The following is a 20903-nucleotide window of genomic DNA, read 5'->3' as shown; positions in this document are numbered from 1 at the left end:
CCAGGCTCGCCCGGGACCCATGTCGGAGCCCCGGCGTACCGTGTGACCCATGACACAGGTGGCCGACGAAGTCCTGGGAGCCGAGCTTGATGCCTACCGGTCAGAGCTGACCGGGTACTGCTACCGACTGCTCGGCGGAGCGTCGGACGCGGACGACGCGGTGCAGGAGACGATGCTGCGCGCCTGGCGCGCGTACGACCGGTTCGAAGGCCGCTCGTCGCTGCGCTCCTGGCTGTACCGGATCGCGACCAACGTGTGCTTCGACCACCTGGGGTCTGCCGCGCACCGGCGAGAGCGCCCGATGGGGCTCGGGGCCGCGCAGGCGCCCGAGGCGGACAACTTCGGGGAGACCCTCCCCGAGGAGCGCTGGGTCGAGCCCGTGCCCGACGACGCCGTGCTGCCGCGCGAGGGCGACCCCGCGCGGGTCGCGGTCGGGCACGAGTCGATCCGGCTCGCGTTCGTCGCCGCCCTCCAGCACCTCCCGCCGCGGCAGCGGGCGGTGCTGGTGCTGCGCGAGGTGCTGCGCTGGTCGGCGGCCGAGACGGGCGACCTGCTGGACATGACGGTCGCCGCGGTGAACTCCGCGCTGCAACGGGCGCGCGCCACCCTCGAGGAGAAGGCCCCGACGCCCGAGTCGACGGACCGCACGCCCGGCGAGGCCTGGCGCGACGCGATGCTCGAGCGGTACCTCGACGCGTTCGAGCGCTACGACATGGACGCCCTCGTCGGGCTGCTGCGCGAGGACGCGCTGCTCAACATGCCGCCCTACTCGATGTGGGTGCGGGGCCGCGAGAACGTCGTGGCGTGGATGCTCGGCCCGGGCGCGGAGTGCCGCGGGTCGCGGTGCTTGCCGGTGCGGGCCAACGGGTCGCCGTCGTTCGGGCAGTACCGGCCCGACCCCGAGCGCGGGGGCTACAACGCCTGGGGTCTGGTGGTCCTTGAGGCCGACGACGATGGGAAGGTCACGGGGATCACCACGTTCCTCGACACGGCGACGTGGTTTCCCCGCTTCGGGCTGCCGCTACGGCTCGAGTGACCCATCACCTGTCGCAGTCGCACACGGCGTTGAACTCCACGACCTCCTCGCCGTCCTGTGCCCACGCCTCGGCCTCCGCGCGGGAGCGGAAGGACCGCCCGGCCAGGCGCCCGTTCGCGAGCAGCACACCCACGCGGATCTGCTCGCGCGGGTCGTCGCTCTCGCCGACCGCGGCCGTCGTCATGAACTCGAGGATCTCCGTCATGCCGCACCTCCTGCCAGCAGCTCGATGAGCCCGAGGCCGCCCGCCACGGCGAGCACCGTCACCACCAGCGTCCCGAGGGTGTTCGCCAGTGCCCGCCACAACTGACCGCCGCGAGCGAGCGTCACGCTTTCCACAGTAGCCGTCGAGAACGTCGTGAAGCCGCCGCAGATGCCGGTGGCGAGGAACAGCCGCCACGGCTCGAGGCCGCCGTCCGCGCCGACGGTGAGCACCAGGCCGGTGATCAGCCCGATCGTGAAAGATCCGAGCACGTTGACCGCGATGGTGCCGCGCGGCATGGCGGTGGTGCGTCGCGTCCGGATGGTGTCCGCGAGCCAGAAACGGGCGACCGCGCCCAGCCCACCACCCACCGCGACCAGCAGGAACGCGAGCGGGCCGCTCACCGGGCGGCTCCGCCGTCGTCGGGGTGCTCGGCCGCCCGCAGCAGGCGCCCGGTGCTCGACGGCGACACCCGCAGCGCCAGCTGGAAGCCCGCGAGGGCGGCCAGCGTGCCGGCCACGAGCGTCGCGACGACGTACCCGACCGCGACCGCCGCGACGCCGTCGTGCAGCAGCCGGTCGACCTCGAGCGCGAACGTCGAGTACGTGGTGAACCCGCCGAGCACGCCCGTGCCGAGCGTCAGGCGCACGCGCTGCTGGCGACGCGACTCGGGGCCGCGCCGTGCGAGCGCCTCGAGCAGGAACCCGAGCGCGAACGCGCCGACGACGTTGACGGTGAGCGTGGCCAGCGGCCAGCCTCCGGGCGCGGGTGTGGCGAGGGCGACGGCGTACCGGAGCACCGACCCCGTCGCGCCGCCGAAGGCGACCAGCCCGAGCAGCCGCGGATCGCGATGGGCAGCGGGTCGGGGAGGCTTCACGCCCCCATGATGCCGTGCGACCCTGCTCCCGTGAGCCTCCTGCTGCTGGACACCGCGTCGCTCTACTTCCGGGCCTTCTACGGCGTTCCCGACTCGCTGCGGTCCCCGCGCGGCGAGCCCGTGAACGCGGTGCGCGGACTGCTCGACACGATCGCGTTCCTCGTCACCGAGCACCGGCCCGACCGGCTGGTCGCCTGCTGGGACGACGACTGGCGGCCGGCGTGGCGCGTCGCGGCGATCCCCTCCTACAAGGCGCACCGCGTCAAGGTGCTCGGCGGCGGCCCCGGGGGCACCGACGTCGAGGAGGTGCCCGAAGGCCTGGTGCCACAGGTGCCGGTGATCAGCGCAGTCCTCGCCGCCCTGGGGATCGCCCGTGTCGGGGCACCCGGCTACGAGGCCGACGACGTCATCGGCACCCTGGTGGCCCGCGAGCTCGCGCGAGGGGCCGATGCCGGGCCGGTGAGCATCATGACCGGCGACCGCGACCTGTTCCAGCTCGTCGACGACGACGCCGGCGTGCGCGTGCTCTACCCCGCGCGGGGGGTGCGTGACCCCGACGTCGTCGACCAGGCGCGGCTCGCCGAGAAGTACGGCGTGCCGACCGGGTCCGCGTACGCCGACATGGCGGTGCTGCGGGGCGACCCCTCCGACGGGCTCCCCGGCGTGCCGGGCATCGGCGAGAAGACGGCCGCCGGGCTGCTCGCGCGGTTCGGCACGCTCGCGGGGGTCCTCGCGGCGCGGGACTCCGGGTTCGGGCTCACGGCCACCCAGCAGCGGCGGCTGCGGGAGGCCGCGGGCTACCTCGAGGTCGCCCCGGCGGTGGTGCGTGTCGCCCGAGACGCCCCGCTGCCCCCGTTCGACGACGCGCTGCCGCGCGCTGCGGCGTCTCCCGAGGCACTGGCCGAGCTCACCGCCCGCTGGGGGCTGCGCTCGAGCGTGGACCGGGTGCTCAGCGCTCTGGCTCGCTGAACACGCAGAACTCGTTGCCCTCCGGGTCCGCCATCACGGTCCACCGGATCTCGTCGTCCCTGGGACGCAGGACGCGCGCGCCACGTGCGACCAGGTCGTCGAGCGTCACGCCCTCGGCGAGCGTGACGTCCCAGTGCACGCGGTTCTTGACCACCTTCGGCTCGGGCACCGGCACGAAGTCGATCGAGTCGAACGGGACCCCCGCCGCGCCGTCGAGCCACCACCAGTCGTGCTCGGTGTCGTGCCCGAGCTCGCCGCCGAACATGCCCTGCCACCAGCGCGCGGCCGCGCCCGGGTCGGCGCAGTCGACGACGACGTCCTTGAGGCGGTAGCCCGGCACGTCGTCGACCGTGAACACGCACAGCTCCCCACCCTCGGGGTCGGCGAGCACCGTCCAGACGAACTCGCCGGGCGCGCTGAGGCGCGGCCGGCCCGGGAAGTCGTCGAGCGAACCCGCCCGCACGTCGAGGTGCACGCGGTGCTTGACCGTCTTGAGCTCCGGGACGGCGTTCATCCACACGGTCTGCTCGGGCGCGTCTCCGGTCAGGACGGCGTTGCCGCCGTCGAGCACCTCCAGCTCCAGACCGAGCGTCCGCGACCAGAACGCTCCCAGCGCGGGCGCGTCGAACGCGTCCATGCACAGGTCCTTGAACCTGACGAGCGATCTCGTGACCATGACTTGACGGTAGACCGGCCGACGGCCGTCGACCGCCCAGTTTCGGGTTGCTCCGGGGTCTGTTCGACTGGCAGGTGACGCGCGCACGGCGCGGAGCCAAAGCCACACACCCTGGAGGAGACATGCCCGCACGTGGCGAGGTACCCGACGGCGCCCCGATCTGGTTCGACCTCGCGACCACCGACCTGGACAGGTCCGTCGCGTACTACACCGAGCTGTTCGGCTGGGAGCACCAGAGCTTCGGCCCGGAGTTCGGCAACTACGGCTCGTTCCTCAAGGACGGGCAGACCATCGCCGGCGTCGGCCCGGTCATGGAGAACCAGCCCCCGGCGTGGGGCGTCTATCTGCGCACGTCCGACGCCGACGCCACCGCGGAGAAGGTCAAGGCGGCCGGCGGAACCGTCGTCTTCGGGCCGGACAACATCCCGGGCCAGGGACGGTTCTTCAGCGCCGTCGACCCGGCCGGCGCGGCGGTCAGCTTCTGGCAGCCCGACGGCCACGACGGGTTCGCGCTCTGGGGCGAGCACGGCGCCCCGGTCTGGTTCGAGACGTGGAGCAGCGACTACGACAAGGCCGTCGCGTTCTACAAGGAGGCCGCGGGCTGGCCGGTGTCGACCATGAGCGACACCCCCGAGTTCCGCTACACGACCTACGGGGAGGGCCGCGACTCCGTCGCGGGCATCTACGACGCGACGAAGGAGCTGGCCGCGAACGGCGGCACGTCGGGCTGGGCGGTCTACCTGGGCGCCGACGACGTCGACGCGCTCGTGGCCAAGGCGCGCGACCTGGGCGGCCAGGCCCCGGGCGAGCCGCGCGACACCCCGTACGGCCGCATGATCGGCGTGGCGGACCCGAACGGCACGTGGTTCCAGCTCAGCTCGATCTAGCGTCCCGTCCCTCGCCGCGAGGGTGGAAACGCCGTCGGCTCGGGTGTTCGTGATCGCGCGTAACGAAGGAGCGTAGCGACTGAGTCGCCAGAGCGATCACGAACACCCGAGCCGACGGCAAAGGCGTCGACCCGAGCTCAGCCGGTGTTCTGCAGGCCCGCAGACACTCCGTTGACCGTGAGCAGGAGCAGGTGCTGCCAGCGCTCGCGGCGGGCCGCGGCGTCGGTCGACGGCTCCGAGGCGCCGTCCGTGCGGAGCGCGCGCAGCGCGCGGACCTGGAGCAGCGACAGGGCGTCGACGTACGGCGAGCGCAGCTGCACCGCGCGGCCGAGCACGCGGCGGCGGGCCAGCGGCCAAGCGTTGCCCGTGATCTTCAGGACCCACTCGCGCGTCAGCCGCAGCTCGTCGATCACGAGCTGGGCCAGGTCGTCGCGGTCGCCCAGGGCCAGGTACTTGTCGGCGATGCGCTCGTCGGTCTTGGCGATCGACATCTCGACGTTGTCGAGCAGCGTGTTGAACAGCGGCCACTCGCGGAACGCCGCCTGCAGCTCGTCGACGCCGTCGGGCCGCGACTGCGCGTAGTCACGCAGGGCGGTGCCGAGGCCGTACCAGCCGGCCAGGTTGATGCGCGCCTGCGACCACGAGAACACCCACGGGATCGCCCGCAGGTCGTCGAGCGAGTTGACCGACAGCCCGCGCTTCGCAGGCCGCGAGCCGATCGCCAGCAGGCCGATCTCCTCGAGCGGGGTCACCTGCGCGAACCATTGCGGGAACCCCTCGGCGCGCACGAGGCCGTGGAACCGCTCGCGCGAGCTGACGTCGAGCGCCGCGGCCATGTCGGCGAACCGGGCGGTCGCCTCGGCGTTGCGCTTCTCGACCGACGGCGCCGACGCGAGCAGCGTCGCGGCCGCGACCTGCTCGATGTGCCGGGTCGCGATGACGGGGTCGCCGTAGCGGGCCAGGATGACCTCGCCCTGCTCGGTGAGCTTGAAGCGCCCGGCGACCGAGTGCGGTGGCTGGGCCAGCACGGCGCGGTTGGCGGGGCCGCCGCCACGGCCGAGGGACCCACCGCGGCCGTGGAAGAGCGTGAGCTCGATGTCGTGGCGGTCCGCCCACTCGGCGATGCGCGACTGGGCGCTGTGCAGCGCGAGCGTCGCGGCCACCGGGCCGACGTCCTTCGACGAGTCCGAGTACCCGAGCATGACCTCGACCTTGCGGCCGTTGGCCGCGAGGCGGGCCTGCACCTGCGGCAGCTCGAGCATCGCCTCGAGGATCTCCACCGACCCCTCGAGGTCGGCGAAGGTCTCGAACAGCGGGATCGCGTCGATCACCGGCCGGTCGTCGGCGTCGGGGAACACGTGCTCGGCGAGCTGGTAGACCGCGGCCAGGTGCTCGGGCGCCTGCGTGAACGACACGATGTAGCGGCGCGCGGCGCGCTCGCCGTACCGGTTCTGGACGGCGGCTAGGGCGCGGAACGTGTCGAGGACCTCGCGGGTGCGGTCGCTCAGCTCCGGGCTGTTGGCGCCCTTCTCGGCGATCTCGGCGAGCGCGGCCTCGTGCACCTGCGAGTGCTGGCGCACCTCGAGCTCGGCCAGGTGGAACCCGAAGGTGTTGACCTGCCAGATGAGCTTCTGCAGGCTCCCGTAGGCGAGGCGGCGGGCCCCGGCCCGCACCAGCGACTCCTGCACGACGGCGAGGTCCGCCTCGAGCTTGTCGGCCGACGGGTAGGCGAGGTCGGCGTCGCGGCGTCGCGTCGCGGCGATGCGCTCGGCGATGACGAGCAGCACCGCACGGTGCGGCTCGCCCGGCGACTCCTCCTCCGCTGCGGCCGCGGCCTCCGCGGAGAGCTGGCGCAGGCGGTTCCACAGCGCGAGCAGGGCGTCCGACGGCGGGGTGTCCCCCGCGGCGACCGTCAGCTTGCGCGCCGTGATGAACGCTTCCGTCTCGAGCGCCGCGAGCGCGTGCTCGGACGCGAGGGCGGCCGCCTGACGGGTGACGTCGGCCGTGACGTTCGGGTTGCCGTCGCGGTCGCCGCCGATCCAGGTGCCGAGCCGCACGAACGGCCGGACCACCGGCGTCGAGCGGCCGGCGTCGTCGCCCAGCAGCCAGTCGTCGAGGCGGCGGTAGACCTCGGGGAACGTCTGGAAGAGCGTCGCGTCGAACACGCCGACGGCCGACTTGACCTCGTCGATCACGGTCGGCTTGGAGGCGCGCAGGGGCTGCGTGCGCCACAGCACGTCGATCTCGGCGAGCAGGCGCCGGTTGATCTCCGCGAGCGCCGTGCCGCGCGGGTGCAGCGTGTCGCGCTCGGCCAGCAGGTCGGAGATGCGGCGGATCGACCGGGAGACGGCGCGGCGCCGGGCCTCGGTGGGGTGGGCGGTGAGGACCGGGCGGAACTCGATCTCCTGCAGGCGCCGCAGCGCCTCGTCGCGGCCGACCTCCTCCGCGAGCTGCATGAAGGCCTGCGGGATCGACTCCTCGATCACTGCCTTGCGGGCGTCCTCCTGCTCGCGCTGACGCAGGACGCGCACCCGGTGGTACTCCTCGGCGAGGTTCGCCAGGTGGAAGTAGCAGGTGAACGCGCGGGCGACGTGGTCGGCGCGGTCCAGGGAGAACGAGTCCACGAGCTCGGCCGCGGTGGCCAGCGCGTCGGCGTCGTCCCCGAAGGCGCGGATGGTCAGCTCGCGCAGGTGCTCGACGTCGTCGAGCAGCTCCTGACCGCCTGCCTCCTTGAGGATGGTGCCGAGCAGGCCGCCCAGGAGACGGATGTCGTCACGCAGGAGGTCGGGCATCTCGTAGCGAGCGACGACGCGCTCGGTGGCTTGAGGGTTGATCTCGCTCACGGCCACGAGAGTATGCCGTTCGGTCCGGATCGCGGGCATCACGTCCGCTCGTTGGTCCGCCTGCGGGTCGGCGCCGTGACGCCGGGCGTCGCTCAAGCGGTCGCACGACGTCGATCCCGAGCCGCGCCGGGGTGTAGACAATGCGCATGAGCTTCCCGAACCACGCCACCTCCGGTCGCGTCGTCGTCACCGGCTCGAGCGGGCGCCTCGGCCCCGCCGTCGTGCAGCATCTTGCCGAGCACGGGTGGGACGTCGTCGCCGTCGACCGCACGCCCCCGCGCGAGCCGCAGCCGGCCAAGTTCGTCCGCGCCGACCTCACCGACCTCGGTCAGGTCGTCGAGCTGCTGACCGGGTTCGACGAGTCCGCGCCGGCCACCGCCGTCGTGCACCTGGCCGCGATCCCCGCGCCGGGTCTGGTCCCCGACGCCGCGACCTTCGCCAACAACGTGCCGGCCACGTACAACGTGTTCCGCGCCGCGCGCATCGCGGGGATCCGCAACGTCGTCTGGGCGTCGAGCGAGACGGTGCTGGGCCTGCCGTTCGACGTGCCGCCGCCGTACGCACCCGTCGACGAGGAGTACACCGCGACGCCGTGGACCACCTACTCGCTCGGCAAGGCCGTCGAGGAGGAGATGGCGCGGCACCTGACCCGCTGGGACCCCGAGCTCAAGCTGGTCGGGCTGCGGTTCTCCAACGTGATGCTGCCCGAGGACTATGCGATGTTCCCCGGCTGGCAGGACGACGCGACCAAGCGCCGCTGGAACATGTGGGGCTACATCGACGCGCGCGACGGCGCCCAGGCCGTGCGCCTGGCGCTCGAGGCGGACCTCACGGGCTGGGAGGCGTTCATCGTCGCCAACGCGGACACGGTGATGGAGCGCGACTCGGCCGACCTGCTGGCCGAGCAGTTCCCGGACGTGCCGCTCAAGCGCGCGGTGACCGGCAGGGAGACCCTGCTGAGCATCGACAAGGCCCGCCGCCTGCTGGGCTACGCCCCGCAGTTCGCGTGGCAGGACCAGCTCGGCTGACCATCAGAGCCTTGCTGATGCCAGCGCTGAGTCCTGGCCCGCGACCGTGATCTCGATCCGGTCGAGCGCCTCGAGCGGCAGCGCCGACGACGCGCCCAGGCCCTCGGCCTCCGGGTCCGCCGTGGTCCAGGTCGCTGCGACGCTGCGGCCGCCCGCGCGGTCCACGAGCACCAGCTGATAGGTCACCGCCGTCGGGTTGTAGGTGCTGACCGACGGCGACTCGCCGTCGGCGAGCACGTACCGGCAGCTCCACTCGAACCGGGTGCCCCACGCCGTCGGGGTCGCGACGAGGTGTGCGTGCATGCCGGAGTCACCGGGCGGCAGCAGCTCGACGGTCCGGGCGCCGGCCACCGTGGTGGGGCTCGACGTGGTGGGGCTCGACGTGGTGGGGCTCGCCGTGGCGGACGCCGTCGGCGGGGTGGCGACGCCCGAGCCGCCGTCCGGCCCGAGCGCACCCCCCAGCACCCCGCCGGCGACGCCGGCGACCACCGCGACACCGGCCGCTGCCGCGACCAGCCCGTTGCGGCGCCGCGCCCGGGCGCGCCGCGTCGCCGCGGCGACCCCCGCGAGGGGGACGACGTCGGCGAGCCGGGCGACCTCCGAGATGCCGGTGTCACCCTCGGGCTGCGCGGTGCTCCACTCCCCGCTCCACGGACCGCCGGTGTCCGTGCGGGCGGCCTCGGCGCCGGTCCCCTCGGCGTCCGTCGCGCTCCACCCCGACGCCTCCACCTCTTCGAGGCTCAGCGTGCTCAGCAGCCCGGGCAGCCCCGCGAGCTCGGCAACCGCCCTGCGGCACGCGTCGCAGGTCGCGAGGTGCGCCTCGAACTCGCGTCGCTCGGTCGGGCTGAGCGAACCCAGCACGTAGGCGCCGTCCCAGTCGGTGAACGGGTCAGTCCTCGTCATGGCGTGACCCCCTTTTCCTGCAGGGCGAGCCGGAGCGCTCGCATCGCGTAGTGCATGCGGGACTTGACCGTCCCGGGCGGGATCTCGAGCTCGTCGGCGAGCTCCGCGACCGACCGTCCGCCGTAGTACGCGCCGACGACGACGGCGCGGTGCTCGGGCGTCAGCCCGGCCAGCGCGTCGGCCACGAGCCACGCGTCGAGCACGGCTTGCGTGCGGTCGGGCTCGGGCCGCTCGGGCACGACGTCGGTGGTGCGCTCGTGGGCGTGGCGTGCGCTGCGCCGCTGGTCGACGACGAGGTTCCGCGCCACGGTGAACAGCCACGCGCGCACCGACCCTTCGGAACGCTCGAGCACCTCGGGGTGCCGCCAGGCGCGCAGCAGGGTCTCCTGCACCACGTCCCGGGTCTGCTCCTCGTCCGACGTCAGGTGCCGCACGTACCGGTGCAGCGCCGCACCGTGGGCGCCGTGGACGGCGGCGAGGAGCTCGTCGTCGCGGGGCACCGCTCAGCCCTCCGGCGCCAGGTGCAGCGAGAACTCCACGGCACCCGACTTCTCGACGGTCACGAACCCGAGCGACGGCGCCACGACGCCGTAGTCCGCGAACGTGAGGGGCACGCTGCCCACCACCTGGAGCGCGTCGGCGCCGGTCTGCGCGACCTCGGCGTGCACGGTCACCTGCTGGGTCACGCCGTGGATCGTGAGGTGCCCCGCGAGGTCGACGGTCGTGGCGCCGGCGGGCAGCGCGGTGGGCGCGGTGAGCTGGAAGGTCGCCGTCGGGAAGTCGCCGGTCCGGAGCGCGGAGCTGCGGAAGTACGCGTCGCGCGGTGGCTGGTCGGTGGCGATGGACGCCATGTCCACGGTCACCGTCCCGGCCGTCACGGCGCTGCCGGCGATCGTGACGTCGGCCTGGACCTTCTCGGTGCGGCCCGTCACGGTGGCGTGGTTGCCGCGGAGCACCTCGTCGACGCGGTAGCCGGCGTACGACCCGTTCTGCGCCGTCCACCTCCCGTCAAGGCCGGACGGGTCGGCGAGCGGTGTCGCGGTCGCGGTGTCGATCGCGGGCGCGGCCTCAGCGTTGCTGTTGGCCCAGTTGGCGTACAGGCCGGGCCCCCACACCGCGGCCGCTCCCGCCAGGACGACGACGGCGCCGACCACGCCGATCCCGACCTTCGCTCGCCTGCCCACGATCTCGTCCCTCCCGTGCGGAGCCGCCGTCCACGCGGAGCCGCTCTCCACGGCCTCCTGTGGACGACGACGAACAACCGGGCCCCGCGGTTCAAGTCTCACCCCCGGCGCACGGGAGTGAACCGACGCGCGCCGGTCCTCGTCGTCGTCGGAGAAAGGGAAGATCACGAGAGGGGACGGACCAATGCGACGGACAGCGCACCTCATCGTGGCCGGAGCGCTCATCGCGGCACTCGCCGGCTGCGCGAACAGCAGCACCGGCAGCCCTGGCGGCGGCAGCGCGTCGCCCGTGCCGTCGGGCACCACGCTCAGCGTCGGTGACACCAAGCTGGGCGACATCGTCGTCGACGGTCACGGGATGACCGTCTACTTCTACAAGCCTGACAAGCCCGGCTCCGGCAAGAGCTCGTGCACCGGCGCGTGCGCGTCCCAGTGGCCGGCCGTCCACTCGGACAGCAACCAGCCGAAGGTCCAGGGCGTCACCGGCGCGGTCGGCACCATCACCGGGACCGACGGCAAGCTCCAGGTCACCGTCGACAAGCGCCCCGTCTACACCTTCGTCGGCGACGGCTCCGCCGGCGACGTCAGCGGCCAGGGCTACGACGACATCTGGTGGGCGGTCGGCCCGGACGGCAGCGAGGTCACGACGATGTCGTCGTCGTCGGGAGGCGGTGGCTACTGATATGTAGGTGCGGTCTGTCAAGGGGCAGGGTGAGGCTCCCGCTCGAGGGTGGTGTCCGGGCGGGAGCCTCACCCTTGCTCCTCGCGGCCGTGGCCGCCCGGCGCAGGCGTGTCTTGGCGACGCGCGGTCAGACTGACATTCGCGGGTTGGTTACCGCATGACGGGGTGTTCGACGGGAGCTGGCCACAGGTCTGAGTTCGAGCGTCGCCCGGCAGGGTTGCTCACAGTAGCCGTCGTGGGTCGCTCCTCGCGCTGCTCGCCGGGGGGCGCGGTGGGCGGGGGCAAGTCTGGGTTGTCAGGTGGGGTCGAGGGTGGCCAGGGACCAGCACCAGCCGGCGAGCTCGCGGGCGATGGCGGTCGTGGCGACGGTGTGCTTCTTCTTCTGGGCGCTCATGACGGTCCAGCGGTAGTGCAGGCGCTGGTTGCCTTCGTGAGCGCGGGCGCGCACGGGTGCGGGCGCGAGGTCCCAGCGGGCCTGGAGGGTGGCGCCGACCCGGTAGAGCGGCTTGTGGTGCCAGGCGGCCTCGATGAGCAGGCGGCGGGCGTGCGGGTTGCCTGCCTTGGTGATCCCGGCCTGGCGGCGTGAGCTGCCGGAGGAGTGCTCGGAGGGGGTCAGGCCGAGGAACGCGCCGATGGATGATCCGGTGAACCGGGTCCAGTCGCCGATCTCGACGGCCAAGGCGAACGCGGTCAGGGTCGAGATCCCGCGCAGGCACGCCAGCCGGTGGGTGATGTCGGTGAACGGGGAGTCGGCGGCCATGAGGGCGATCTTCTCGTCGAGGCGGTCGCGGCGGGCCTCGGCGAACTGGACGGCTTCTAGGGCTGCGTCGAACGCTGCGGTGGTGGCGGGCAGGTCGAACCGGATCTGGCCCAGCCAGGCGTGGTGGACCCGGTTCCAGGTCGTGCCGCCGGTGTAGACGATGCCGTGGCGCAGCAAGAGCTTCCCGGTCCGGTGCCGGGCCGCCATCAGCTCGTGGCGGGTGTCCTCGCGAGCCCGGACCAGGTCGCGGGCGGCTTCCTCGATCAGGGTCGGGACGCGCACGGGGGCGAGGTCGTCACGGGTGAGCAGGCGGGCCAGCAGGACCGCGTCACGGTCGTCGGTCTTGACGTGCTCGCCCGGGGCGCGGGCGATCTTCGACGGTGCGGCCAGCACGCACCGGATCCCGGCGTCGTCGAATGCGCGGGCCAGGCCGAACCCGGTGGGTCCGGCCTCGTAGGCCGCGGCGACCGTGCCCGGCCCGGCGGCCGGATCCAGAGCGTCGATCCACGCGAGGATCCCGGCCGGGTCCGGGGCCAGGCGGCGGGTGTGCAGCTCACCGGTCGAGGTATCGATCGCGGCGGCCGAGACGGAACGAGCGTGGACGTCCAGACCGACGGCCCACCGCTCGCTAAAGTGGGTGATCACAGGGGCCTCCCGACACAATGTGGATAGGCCAGACAGGAACAGCCTGGTAACCCACGACCTTGTGCCGGGCAGGCCTCTGCTGACAACAGCCGCTGCCACCGACCGCGTCGACGCGGGCACACGCCGTCGGCGGGCGCGGTGGCGTCAAGGCCGGCCCGCAGGGCCGCCCCGCAGGGGCCGAAGGGCCTTAGACACCACCACGAACGACGACGACCATCACGCCGGCCCCCGCCGCGATCGAGCCGCGGGCCATCACCTCATACCGTCTGAGCTGACGGCTGGGGACGACGTCCCGCAGCGCGAAGGTCAGGGCCGGCGCTCGGACAGCGGCGGCTGCGAGCCGGCGTCGGGCGTCTGCGGCGTGCGGCGGCGCACCAGCAGGAGGAGGCCGACGACGATCGCCGCCGCGACCATGAGCGCGAGGATGATCACGACCGTCAGGACGACCACGACGAGAAGGGTGCCGTTCATCAGAGCGTCCCCAGCAGCACGAACGCCCCGACGATGAACAGGGCGGCGAGCCCGAAGGACGCGATGAACCACGACGGCGCAAACCCGAACATCCCCGGCTCTTCCTCGAAGAACACGTCCTGCGGAACCACTGCTGCCTCCCTCGGCACGGCCACGACAGGCCCGTCGCCGCAACGTAGCAGTGACCCGTCCCGGCCGCCAGGGACTGCCGCGGCCGGACCCCGCCCCTAGGGTGGCCACCATGACCAGCATCAGGATCGGCGCCCACGTCGACGGCGCCGACGCCGTCGCGCAGGCCAAGGCGATCGGCGCGCAGGTGGCCCAGGTCTTCCTCGGCGACCCGCAGTCGTGGAAGGTCACCGGCTCCGGCTACCCGGGCGGCGACGACGCGCTGCGGGCGGAGGCCGCGGAGGCCGGCATCGACCTGTACGTGCACGCCCCGTACGGCATCAACGTCGCGTCCACGAACAACCGGATCCGTATCCCGAGCCGCAAGCTGCTGCAGGCCACGCTCGACGGCGCCGCCGCGATCGGCGCGAAGGGCGTCGTCGTGCACGGCGGGCACGTGACCGCGAAGGACTCTCCCGACGTCGGGTTCGACAACTGGCGCAAGGCCGTCGACTCGCTCGACACCGACGTGCCGGTGCTCATCGAGAACACCGCGGGCGGCGAGTTCGCGATGGCGCGGCAGCTCGAGCGGCTCGAGCAGCTGTGGGAGGCCGTGATGAGCTCGGCCAACGCGAGCGTCGTCGGCGTCACCCTCGACACCTGCCATGCCTGGGCCGGCGGCATCGACCTCGCCACGGCGGTCGCGGACGTCCGCGCGATCACAGGCCGCATCGACCTGGTCCACGCGAACGACTCGCGCGACGTCGCGGGCTCGGGCGCGGACCGGCACGCCCACTTCGGCGAGGGCGAGATCCCGGCGGACCTGCTGCTGGGCGTGATCGCGGCGGCGGGAGCGCCGGTGGTCTGCGAGACCCACGGCGACATGGCCCCGGACATCGCCTGGCTGCGGGAGCGGCTGGCCTGACGAGGCGAGTTCGAGCATCCGTCGGTACGTTCGAGCGCTTGAGCGCTCGAACGCGCGCCGAATGCTCGAACTCGCCTCGTCAGCGGCCGCCCTTCTTCATCTCCACCATGATCTGCTCGGCGTCGAGCGCCGACAGGGTCCGCTCCAGCTGGTGCGAGTCGTAGGCGCCCGAGCTGCGCGCCTCCAGCAGCGCCGTCCGCTGCGCCTCGATGACCTGCAGCCGGAGCTGCCGGTACTGCTTGATGCGCGCGGCGGACTCCTGCACGTCCACGTCGTCGGCGGCCTGCCCCCGCACGACGTCGGCGCGCACGCGCAGGACGACGTCGGGATCGTAGGGAGTGCCGTCGGCACGGACGAGCGCGGCGTCGTCGAGCAGGACGCGGGCGGTGGACTCGACGACACGCCGCAGCGCCATGACCTCCTCGCGCGAGGCGCCGCCCTGCCCCGAGAGGCCGAGGCGCCGCACCACCCACGGCAGCGTTCCGCCCTGTACGAGCAGGGTCCCCGCAGCGACCCCGAACGCGACGAGCACCACGAACGACCGGTGGGGGAACCGCTCGGGCAGCGACTGGGCGGCCGCCACCGTGACGACGCCACGCATGCCGGCCCACACGAGCAGCCCACCCTCGCGCGGGCCAAGGGGCTTGGCGCTCAGGTAGTCGATGTCGGCGACGCGCCGCACCAGCCCCGTCTGCAGGCGCCGCATGCGGGCGACGGGCACCTCCCGACGGGCACCTCCCGGGCGGCCCGCGCCGGGCAGGACCAGCGGCCCGCCCGTGCCGCGCGACCCGCCGCCGTCGGCCGTCGTGTCCTCGGACGCACGCGGCCCGAGGGTCACGACGCCGTCCGGCTCGGCGTCCGCGAGCCGCGTCTCGATCCGCTCCTGCACACTGGCCAGCACGCCCCGCGTCGCCTGCGCGCGCCGCGCCCGGCGGGCGAGCGACCCCAGCAGCGGCGCGACGTACGCGGCGCGCACCACCAGCACGCCGGTGGCCGCGAGCGCCGCGACGCCCACCCCGAGCCAGAGCGAGCCGTGCTCGGCCCGCACGTTCTCGATCATCTTGGACAGCTCAAGGCCCATGAGCAGGAACACGCCGCCCTCGAGCAGCAGCTCGACGGTGCGCCAGTTGGAGTACTCGAACACGCGGTCCTGCGGGCCGAGGAAGCGGGCCGAGCCGTAGCCCGTGACGAGCCCCGCGGTGACGACGGCGACCAGGCCGGACGCCTGGACGCGCTCCGCGGGCAGGTACGCGGCGAACGGCACGACGAACGAGATCGCGGTGGAGAGCGTGGCGCTCCCGACCAGGCGCCGGACCCGGAGCGCCAGCATCCCGGCGATCCCGCCGCAGATCACGGCGCCTGCGACGGCCCACGCGAAGTCGGCGAGCACCTCGCCGAACGACACCGCCGCCGCCGTCGCGGCTACGGCGGAGCGCAGCAGCACCAGGGCCGAGGCGTCGTTGAGCAGCCCCTCGCCCTCGAGCACCGTCACGACGCGGGGCGGCGCCCCGAGCTTCTTGACGATCGACGTCGCGACGGCGTCGGTCGGCGACACGATGGCGCCGAGCGCGATGCCGCCCGCGAGGCCGAGCTCGGGCAGGATCGCGGAGAACAGGAACCCGAGCAGCACCGAGGTGACGACGACGAGCGCGACGGACAGGCCGCCGATGGTCGCGAGGTCGCGCCGGAAGTCCATGGTGGGCAGCGAGACCGCGGCTGAATAGAGCAGCGGCGGCAGCACGCCCGCGAGGATCACCTCGGGCGCGACCTCCACCGCCGGCACGGCGGGCAGAGCACTGATGCCGACGCCGAGCACGACGAGGATCAGCGGCGCCGAGACCCCGGTCCGCGGGGCCAGGGCGGTGACCGCGATGACGGCGACGGCAGCGAGCAACCCGACGAGCAGGGGATCCATGGGGCCATCCTCTGCGGTGACGGCCGACCTTGTCAGGCCCAGGGCGTGCCCGGGGGCGCCGTGCGCCTGACAACGCCGGTGACGGCCGCCCTTGTCAGGCCCAGGGCGTCCCCGGGGGCGCCGTGGCCCTGACGACGTTCAGACGTTCAGACGTGCAGGTCCCCCGGGCCCGTCAGCTCCGTCCAGGTCGCGGGCACCGCCGGGGCCGGGGGCAGGGCGGGGCCCGGGGGCACCGCCGACGGCGTGGCGTCGGCGCCCGGGCGCACGTCGGCCCCCGCGAGCTCCCCGAAGTCCATGCCGGACAGCGCGACGACGTCGGCCACCGGCACCTGGAACGTGCGGAACGGCCCGAGCGGGGGCGCGTCGTCCACCGCGAGCGCCCGCGCGGTCGCCTGCGCGAGCGCGGCGTCGTCGAGCAGCGGCGTCTGGTCGAGCACGAACGCGGCCGCTGCGAGGCCGACCGTCTGCGTGACGGGCCCGCCGCCGCTGGGCATCTGCCAGCGCGCGACCGCCCAGGCGGCGATCTTCCAGAACCGCCGCGGGATGCCGATGCCGCGGTAGATCGGGTCGTCGGCGGCGAGCACGGGGCCGGTGAGGACGACGACGCGCCGCTCGTGCGCCTGCGCATAAGTGAGCACATGGTCCTCGAGGCCGTTCCACAGCTCCTTGGACTGGTTGAACCTGCCGACCTGCGGCGCCGCGTTCGAGTAGACGAACGTCGCCTCGCCGGCATCTTTGGCCGCCTCGGGCGTGCCCCACATGGGGTCGCGCCGCCGCACCAGGTGCCCGCGGTCGAGGGTGTTGCGGCGGTAGAGCTCGGGGCCGGTCTGCTCGGAGTCGAGCGCGCGCGGGTCGAGCCGCCAGCCGCCCGTGCGGGGTAACGGCTGGAGCTGCGCGCCGTCGATCCCGACGGCGGTGGCGGCCGCGAGCCGTCGTACGGGGTCGAGGAGGACGGTGAAGTGGGGGTGCTCGAGCCGCCGCAGCATCCGGCCGTCGCGCGGACGTGGGAGGGGGACCTCGACGTCGAGGAACGCGGGGTCGTATCCAGTCACGGGCCCACCTCACCATGCACGGCGGCGGGCGGCGCGCCGGAGCCGGCGGCCTCCGCGGGTACCGCCGGTTCAGGCGACCCGCACCAGCTTCGACCCGTCCGAGCACAGCAGCCGCCCGACGACGGCGAGGCACAGGCCGTCGGGGGGCGTCACCTTCCCCGCCTGGTCCCCGTTGAGCTGCCAGACGACGGCCCCCGTGCGCAGGTTATAGGCGGTCCAGGTGGCGGGCAGGCTGTCGCCGACGTTGCCCGGCGTGACGAGCACTGCGACCTCGCCGTCGGTCCAGGCGCCGCGGGCGAACTCCCAGGCGCCGCCGCCGAGCCCGCCGGCCCGGTCGAGCTCCACGGTCCACCGGGTGGCACCCGTGCGCAGGTCGACGGCCACGAGCTCGCCGTAGCCGGAGAGCGCCCGGCGCACCAGGACCACGACGCCGGCGCCGCGAGCGATCGCGCCCTCGCTGACGGGCCTGTCGGCGACCCGCCACAGCTGCGTCCCGTCGGCGCCGACCCCGATGAGATGCGAGGTGTCGTGGGTGATCAGCACGCCGTCGTCGGACGCGCGTCGCGACGGGTCGCCGGTGAGGTCGATGCCGCCGGTGCCGTCGGTCGCCCACGGGTCGAGGACGCCGCCGGACAGCTGGGCGACCTCCCGGCCGGACGTGTCGACGACCTCCGTCGGCTGCGTCCACTGGCCGTACCATCCCCCGGTGCTGGGGTCGGCGACGACGCCGAGGCCGCCGTCGGCCAGCGACTGGACGACGACCTGCGCGTTCCGGGCCTCGCCGGTCCGGTGCTGAGCGACGATGTCACCCGTCGCGGTCAGCACGGCCTCGACGCCGCACAGCTGCATGTGCAGGCCGGCTTCCGTGACGACGGACGTGATCCCGCTCATGTCGAACACCGGCTTGCCGTCGTCGTTCCAGGTGGCGCACGTCCACCAGTCGTCGACCCGGTCAACCGGCCCGGCCTGCAACGTGGTCTCCCAGCGCCGGGCCCCGGTGGCGGCGTCCTCGGAGGTGACCTGCGCGTCCGGGGGCCTGAAGCTCTCGCTGAGCCGCCACCCGGTGCTCGCGTCCTCGATCATCCGGAGCCCGCCAGGCGCGGCGCCGGTCCAGTCGACGCGCAGCAGCGTGCCGTCCGGGCCGGGCAGCAGCCTCGTGCGGTCGTCGAGACCCTCGGGTGCCCGGCGGGTGGCCTGCCCCTGGGGGTCCACCACCACCACCTTCGCCTCGGCGCCGGTGCCCACGACGCACACGAGCCTCGACGTCGCGGTCAGCTCGAGCCTCGTCTGGGCCAGGTCGGTGAACCCCGTGCCGCACTGGGGCGCCTCGCCGTCGAGCGTCACCTGCCAGAGGTCGTCGCCCGAGTCGACGTCGAGCCCGTGCAGCACGGTCCTCACGCGACGCCCGTCCCGCGCCGCGAGGGCCGCCGACCCGTTGGTGATCTGCTCCTTGACGACGACGACGCCCCCGTCGAGCACCGCGAGCGGCCACGCCCCCATGCCGGGGTTGCCGGCCCCGAGGGTGCTGGACCACCACTCCCGGATCGGGTGGGAGAGGTCGATGACGCCGCCGGCCGCCGCGCGCAGGCGGTCGACCTGCGCCCGGTCCCGCAGGATGACGACCGTCCCCCCGCCCCCGACGGCGATCGCGAGCGCGACGGCTCCGGCCACGAGCTGGAGCGGAGTGCGGCCGTGGAGCCAGCCGAGGACCCGGCGCGTGGCGCGCGTGAGCAGGGAGGGTGCGATCGCCTCCGGGGGGAAGCCGTCGTCGTCAGAGGCCTCGGCGGGGCCGGCGCCCGCACGGACCGCGACCGCGCTCGCTGACCACGGCTCGTCGGCGTCGTCGTCCGGCACGAGCTCGAACGTCAGGCCAGCGGAGGCGTCGCGACGAGCCATCCTTCAGCCTATCCACGAGGCACCCGCGCGGGCGCGGCGAGCCAGCCGGACGCGGCCTGCGCCCCGGCGTCGGGACCGTGGTCCGGTACCAGCAGGCTGAGCGTGCCGTCGCGGTACGTGGCCGTCTCGCCGCTGTCGACGTCGCGCAGCTGCCTGAAGTTGGCGGTCGCGTACTCGACCACGCTGCCCTCGACGGCGAGCAGCTGCACCGACGTCCCGGCGCGCTCGACGGTCCAGGTGGCGCCCGTGCGGAGGTCGACGCCGACGAGCTGCACGGCGCCCTCGGCGTCGGCGACGTGCGCCGTCGGCCCGTCCGACGAGCGCACGCTCACGGCGAGCACCGTGGTGCGGCCGTCGGTGACGCCCGCGGCGACCCAACCTTGGGCAACCACCGGGAGGTCGCTCCGCCAGAGCACCTTGCCGCTCTTCTCCGACACCGCGGCGAGCGTCGTCTGATCGGCGGCCAGGGTGAGGTACACGCCGCCCGCACGCGCGACCACCCACGGCAGGTCGGCAGGAGCGCCGGTCCCATGGTCCATCACCCACCGCGGCGTTCCGTCGGGGCCCAGAGCGGCCAGGAAGCCGTCGTCGGTGCGGACGAGGGTGTCCTCCGACAGCCCGTCGGTCGCCGCGATCGACACCGGGTGCGCTGCGGAGACGAACTCCTGCCGGCCCTGCCCGTCGACCCACAACGAGCTCGCGCCACCGCCGTCGATCGCGAACCCCCCGTCGGGTTCCGTCTGACGGTAGGGCTGCCCGTCGCCGGGCGGCGCCGGCGGGAGGGAGACGCCGTCGGGCAGGTACGCGCCGTAGACGCCGCACCCCTCGACCTGGACGGCGGTCTGGCTGGCCTCGACCGCCACGTCGAGGAGCAGGTGGTAGCCGCCGTCGAGGTCGAAGCTCAGCCCGCAGCTCTGCACCTGCGTCACCGGCACGAACGGGATGCTGGCCGCCCAGCGCACGGCGCCCGTGGCGGCGTCGGTCACGGTCAGGTCGGCGCCTTGACCCGCCGTGAGGCCGTCGGGGAAGAGGGTGGTCAGGGCGTCCTCGCCGACGAGCTTCGGGATGTCCGGAGCCTCACCCGTGCGGCGCACTACGACCAGGCTGCCGTCGGGTCCGGGGGTGAGCTGCTGGTCGCGCGTGTCGCCGAGGTCGCGCTGGGCCGCCACCGCGCCTGCGGCGTCGAGCACCGTCACTCGGCGAGCCTCGCGCGGGCCCGCGAGGCACACGAGCTGCTTCGGCGTGGGCGCGCGCTCGCCGGGGAGGAGCTGCGGGCCGCAGACCAGGTCGCCGCCGAGCTCGTGCCGCCACGCCTCGCTCCCGTCCTCGACGCGCAGCCCGACGGCGTCGGCGCCGTCCTGCACCACGAGCGTCCCAGGCAGCCGGCCCATCAGGTCACCGGTGAGGGGCACCGTCCACGCGGCGGTGAGCGGCGCGGACAGGTCGCGGACACCGCCGGGCGACGCGAGCAGGGCGGTGACGCGGTCCCGTTCGGCCGCGGCGGCGCGGGTGCGGCCGACGGCGGTCGAGATCCCGACGGACGACCCGGCGACGACCGCGACCGCCACGCCGGCGGCGACCAGGCGCCGCGGGGGCTGCCGCGCGAGGAACGCGCGCACGGCCCGCCCGGCCCGCCGGACGATCCCGGGGCCGCGCGGGGCCCCGCCCCCGGGTGGGTCGAGGGCGACCTCGTCCTCGGAGTCGTCGTCCGGCACGAGGTCGAACGTGACACCCTCGTCGCGATGACTCACGGCGTGAGGCTACGGCCACGCCGCCTCCGGTGGAACCCCTGGCCGACCCGCTGTTGTAGGTGCAGTCTTTGGGGTATTGCCGTGCGCCAGAGC

General features: G+C 73.9%; 21 protein-coding genes. 6 read left to right on the top strand and 15 right to left on the bottom strand.

Annotated features, from left to right (window positions below; all coding sequences use genetic code 11):
• The first annotated feature begins 49 nt into the window (after positions 1-49).
• Entirely contained in the window at positions 50-1036 is a 987-nt protein-coding gene (locus tag ACO4JP_RS01915) for a sigma-70 family RNA polymerase sigma factor (RefSeq protein ID WP_425955714.1), read from the top strand.
• A gap of 4 nt (positions 1037-1040) precedes the next feature.
• Here the strand turns inward: ACO4JP_RS01915 and ACO4JP_RS01910 are convergent, their stop codons facing one another.
• The 3 genes from ACO4JP_RS01910 to crcB (ACO4JP_RS01900) are packed head-to-tail and all read right to left on the bottom strand — an operon-like array spanning position 1041 to position 2115.
• Entirely contained in the window at positions 1041-1241 is a 201-nt protein-coding gene (locus ACO4JP_RS01910) for a hypothetical protein (RefSeq protein WP_425955713.1), read from the bottom strand.
• Positions 1238-1642 (bottom strand): fluoride efflux transporter CrcB, encoded by a 405-nt coding sequence (gene crcB, locus ACO4JP_RS01905; RefSeq protein WP_425955712.1) that lies wholly within the window; start codon positions 1640-1642, stop codon positions 1238-1240. The genes ACO4JP_RS01910 and crcB (ACO4JP_RS01905) overlap by 4 nt, the downstream gene beginning before the upstream one ends.
• On the bottom strand, positions 1639-2115 hold the full coding sequence (crcB, locus tag ACO4JP_RS01900) for a fluoride efflux transporter CrcB (RefSeq protein WP_425955711.1): 477 nt from the start codon (positions 2113-2115) through the stop codon (positions 1639-1641). Before crcB (ACO4JP_RS01900) ends, crcB (ACO4JP_RS01905) begins: the two co-directional genes overlap by 4 nt.
• A gap of 9 nt (positions 2116-2124) precedes the next feature.
• On the opposite strand from crcB (ACO4JP_RS01900), the gene ACO4JP_RS01895 reads away from it, so the two are divergent.
• Positions 2125-3084, top strand: coding sequence for a 5'-3' exonuclease (locus ACO4JP_RS01895; protein ID WP_425955710.1), 960 nt, complete (start codon positions 2125-2127; stop codon positions 3082-3084).
• Here the strand turns inward: ACO4JP_RS01895 and ACO4JP_RS01890 are convergent.
• The gene (locus tag ACO4JP_RS01890; RefSeq protein WP_425955709.1) at positions 3065-3760 is read right to left on the bottom strand and encodes a VOC family protein; all 696 of its coding nucleotides are present in this window, start codon (positions 3758-3760) and stop codon (positions 3065-3067) included. The genes ACO4JP_RS01895 and ACO4JP_RS01890 overlap by 20 nt on opposite strands.
• A 122-nt stretch (positions 3761-3882) precedes the next feature.
• On the opposite strand from ACO4JP_RS01890, the gene ACO4JP_RS01885 reads away from it, so the two are divergent.
• Complete coding sequence (locus tag ACO4JP_RS01885) at positions 3883-4647, top strand: VOC family protein (protein ID WP_425955708.1); 765 nt, start codon at positions 3883-3885, stop codon at positions 4645-4647.
• A gap of 137 nt (positions 4648-4784) precedes the next feature.
• Here ACO4JP_RS01885 and ACO4JP_RS01880 read toward each other — a convergent pair whose 3' ends face one another.
• Positions 4785-7529 (bottom strand): phosphoenolpyruvate carboxylase, encoded by a 2745-nt coding sequence (locus ACO4JP_RS01880; RefSeq protein ID WP_425957031.1) that lies wholly within the window; start codon positions 7527-7529, stop codon positions 4785-4787.
• A 107-nt stretch (positions 7530-7636) separates the two neighbouring features.
• Between ACO4JP_RS01880 and ACO4JP_RS01875 the strand changes: the two genes are divergently transcribed.
• On the top strand, positions 7637-8518 hold the full coding sequence (locus ACO4JP_RS01875) for an NAD-dependent epimerase/dehydratase family protein (protein WP_425955707.1): 882 nt from the start codon (positions 7637-7639) through the stop codon (positions 8516-8518).
• Positions 8519-8521: 3 nt separating this feature from the next.
• Here the strand turns inward: ACO4JP_RS01875 and ACO4JP_RS01870 are convergent, their stop codons facing one another.
• The 3 genes from ACO4JP_RS01870 to ACO4JP_RS01860 are packed head-to-tail and all read right to left on the bottom strand — an operon-like array spanning position 8522 to position 10605.
• Positions 8522-9421, bottom strand: coding sequence for an anti-sigma factor family protein (locus ACO4JP_RS01870; RefSeq protein WP_425955706.1), 900 nt, complete (start codon positions 9419-9421; stop codon positions 8522-8524).
• A complete protein-coding gene (locus tag ACO4JP_RS01865; protein WP_425955705.1) occupies positions 9418-9921 on the bottom strand; it encodes a sigma-70 family RNA polymerase sigma factor in 504 nt (167 codons plus the stop codon). Before ACO4JP_RS01865 ends, ACO4JP_RS01870 begins: the two co-directional genes overlap by 4 nt.
• Positions 9922-9924: 3 nt before the next feature.
• Positions 9925-10605 (bottom strand): YceI family protein, encoded by a 681-nt coding sequence (locus ACO4JP_RS01860; protein WP_425955704.1) that lies wholly within the window; start codon positions 10603-10605, stop codon positions 9925-9927.
• Between the two features lie 184 nt (positions 10606-10789).
• On the opposite strand from ACO4JP_RS01860, the gene ACO4JP_RS01855 reads away from it, so the two are divergent.
• Positions 10790-11287 carry a COG4315 family predicted lipoprotein gene (locus tag ACO4JP_RS01855; protein ID WP_425955703.1) on the top strand — a complete coding sequence of 166 codons (498 nt, stop codon included), beginning with the start codon at positions 10790-10792 and terminating at the stop codon, positions 11285-11287.
• Between the two features lie 295 nt (positions 11288-11582).
• Here the strand turns inward: ACO4JP_RS01855 and ACO4JP_RS01850 are convergent, their stop codons facing one another.
• The 3 genes from ACO4JP_RS01850 to ACO4JP_RS01840 form a co-directional block, all read right to left on the bottom strand.
• The gene (locus ACO4JP_RS01850) at positions 11583-12692 is read right to left on the bottom strand and encodes an IS110 family transposase (RefSeq protein WP_425955702.1); all 1110 of its coding nucleotides are present in this window, start codon (positions 12690-12692) and stop codon (positions 11583-11585) included.
• A 306-nt stretch (positions 12693-12998) separates the two neighbouring features.
• Entirely contained in the window at positions 12999-13163 is a 165-nt protein-coding gene (locus ACO4JP_RS01845; RefSeq protein WP_425955701.1) for a hypothetical protein, read from the bottom strand.
• Positions 13163-13318, bottom strand: coding sequence for a hypothetical protein (locus ACO4JP_RS01840; RefSeq protein WP_425955700.1), 156 nt, complete (start codon positions 13316-13318; stop codon positions 13163-13165). The genes ACO4JP_RS01845 and ACO4JP_RS01840 overlap by 1 nt, the downstream gene beginning before the upstream one ends.
• A gap of 86 nt (positions 13319-13404) precedes the next feature.
• On the opposite strand from ACO4JP_RS01840, the gene ACO4JP_RS01835 reads away from it, so the two are divergent.
• Positions 13405-14196, top strand: a complete 792-nt coding sequence (locus tag ACO4JP_RS01835) for a deoxyribonuclease IV (protein WP_425955699.1) — start codon at positions 13405-13407, stop codon at positions 14194-14196.
• A 79-nt stretch (positions 14197-14275) separates the two neighbouring features.
• On the opposite strand, the gene ACO4JP_RS01830 is transcribed toward ACO4JP_RS01835, so the two are convergent.
• From ACO4JP_RS01830 to ACO4JP_RS01815, 4 genes are all read right to left on the bottom strand, one after another.
• The gene (locus tag ACO4JP_RS01830; protein WP_425955698.1) at positions 14276-16111 is read right to left on the bottom strand and encodes a cation:proton antiporter; all 1836 of its coding nucleotides are present in this window, start codon (positions 16109-16111) and stop codon (positions 14276-14278) included.
• Between the two features lie 146 nt (positions 16112-16257).
• On the bottom strand, positions 16258-17163 hold the full coding sequence (locus ACO4JP_RS01825) for a DNA/RNA non-specific endonuclease (protein WP_425955697.1): 906 nt from the start codon (positions 17161-17163) through the stop codon (positions 16258-16260).
• 69 nt (positions 17164-17232) lie between these two features.
• Positions 17233-19059 (bottom strand): hypothetical protein, encoded by a 1827-nt coding sequence (locus tag ACO4JP_RS01820; protein WP_425955696.1) that lies wholly within the window; start codon positions 19057-19059, stop codon positions 17233-17235.
• Between the two features lie 8 nt (positions 19060-19067).
• Positions 19068-20810, bottom strand: a complete 1743-nt coding sequence (locus tag ACO4JP_RS01815) for a hypothetical protein (RefSeq protein WP_425955695.1) — start codon at positions 20808-20810, stop codon at positions 19068-19070.
• Positions 20811-20903: the final 93 nt, after the last annotated feature.

It is taken from the genome of Xylanimonas sp. McL0601 (assembly GCF_049852175.1).
Taxonomy (GTDB): Bacteria; Actinomycetota; Actinomycetes; order Actinomycetales; family Cellulomonadaceae; genus Xylanimonas.
Note: the sequence above shows the minus strand (reverse complement) of the source record. Positions and strands in the feature narration are given on the sequence as shown.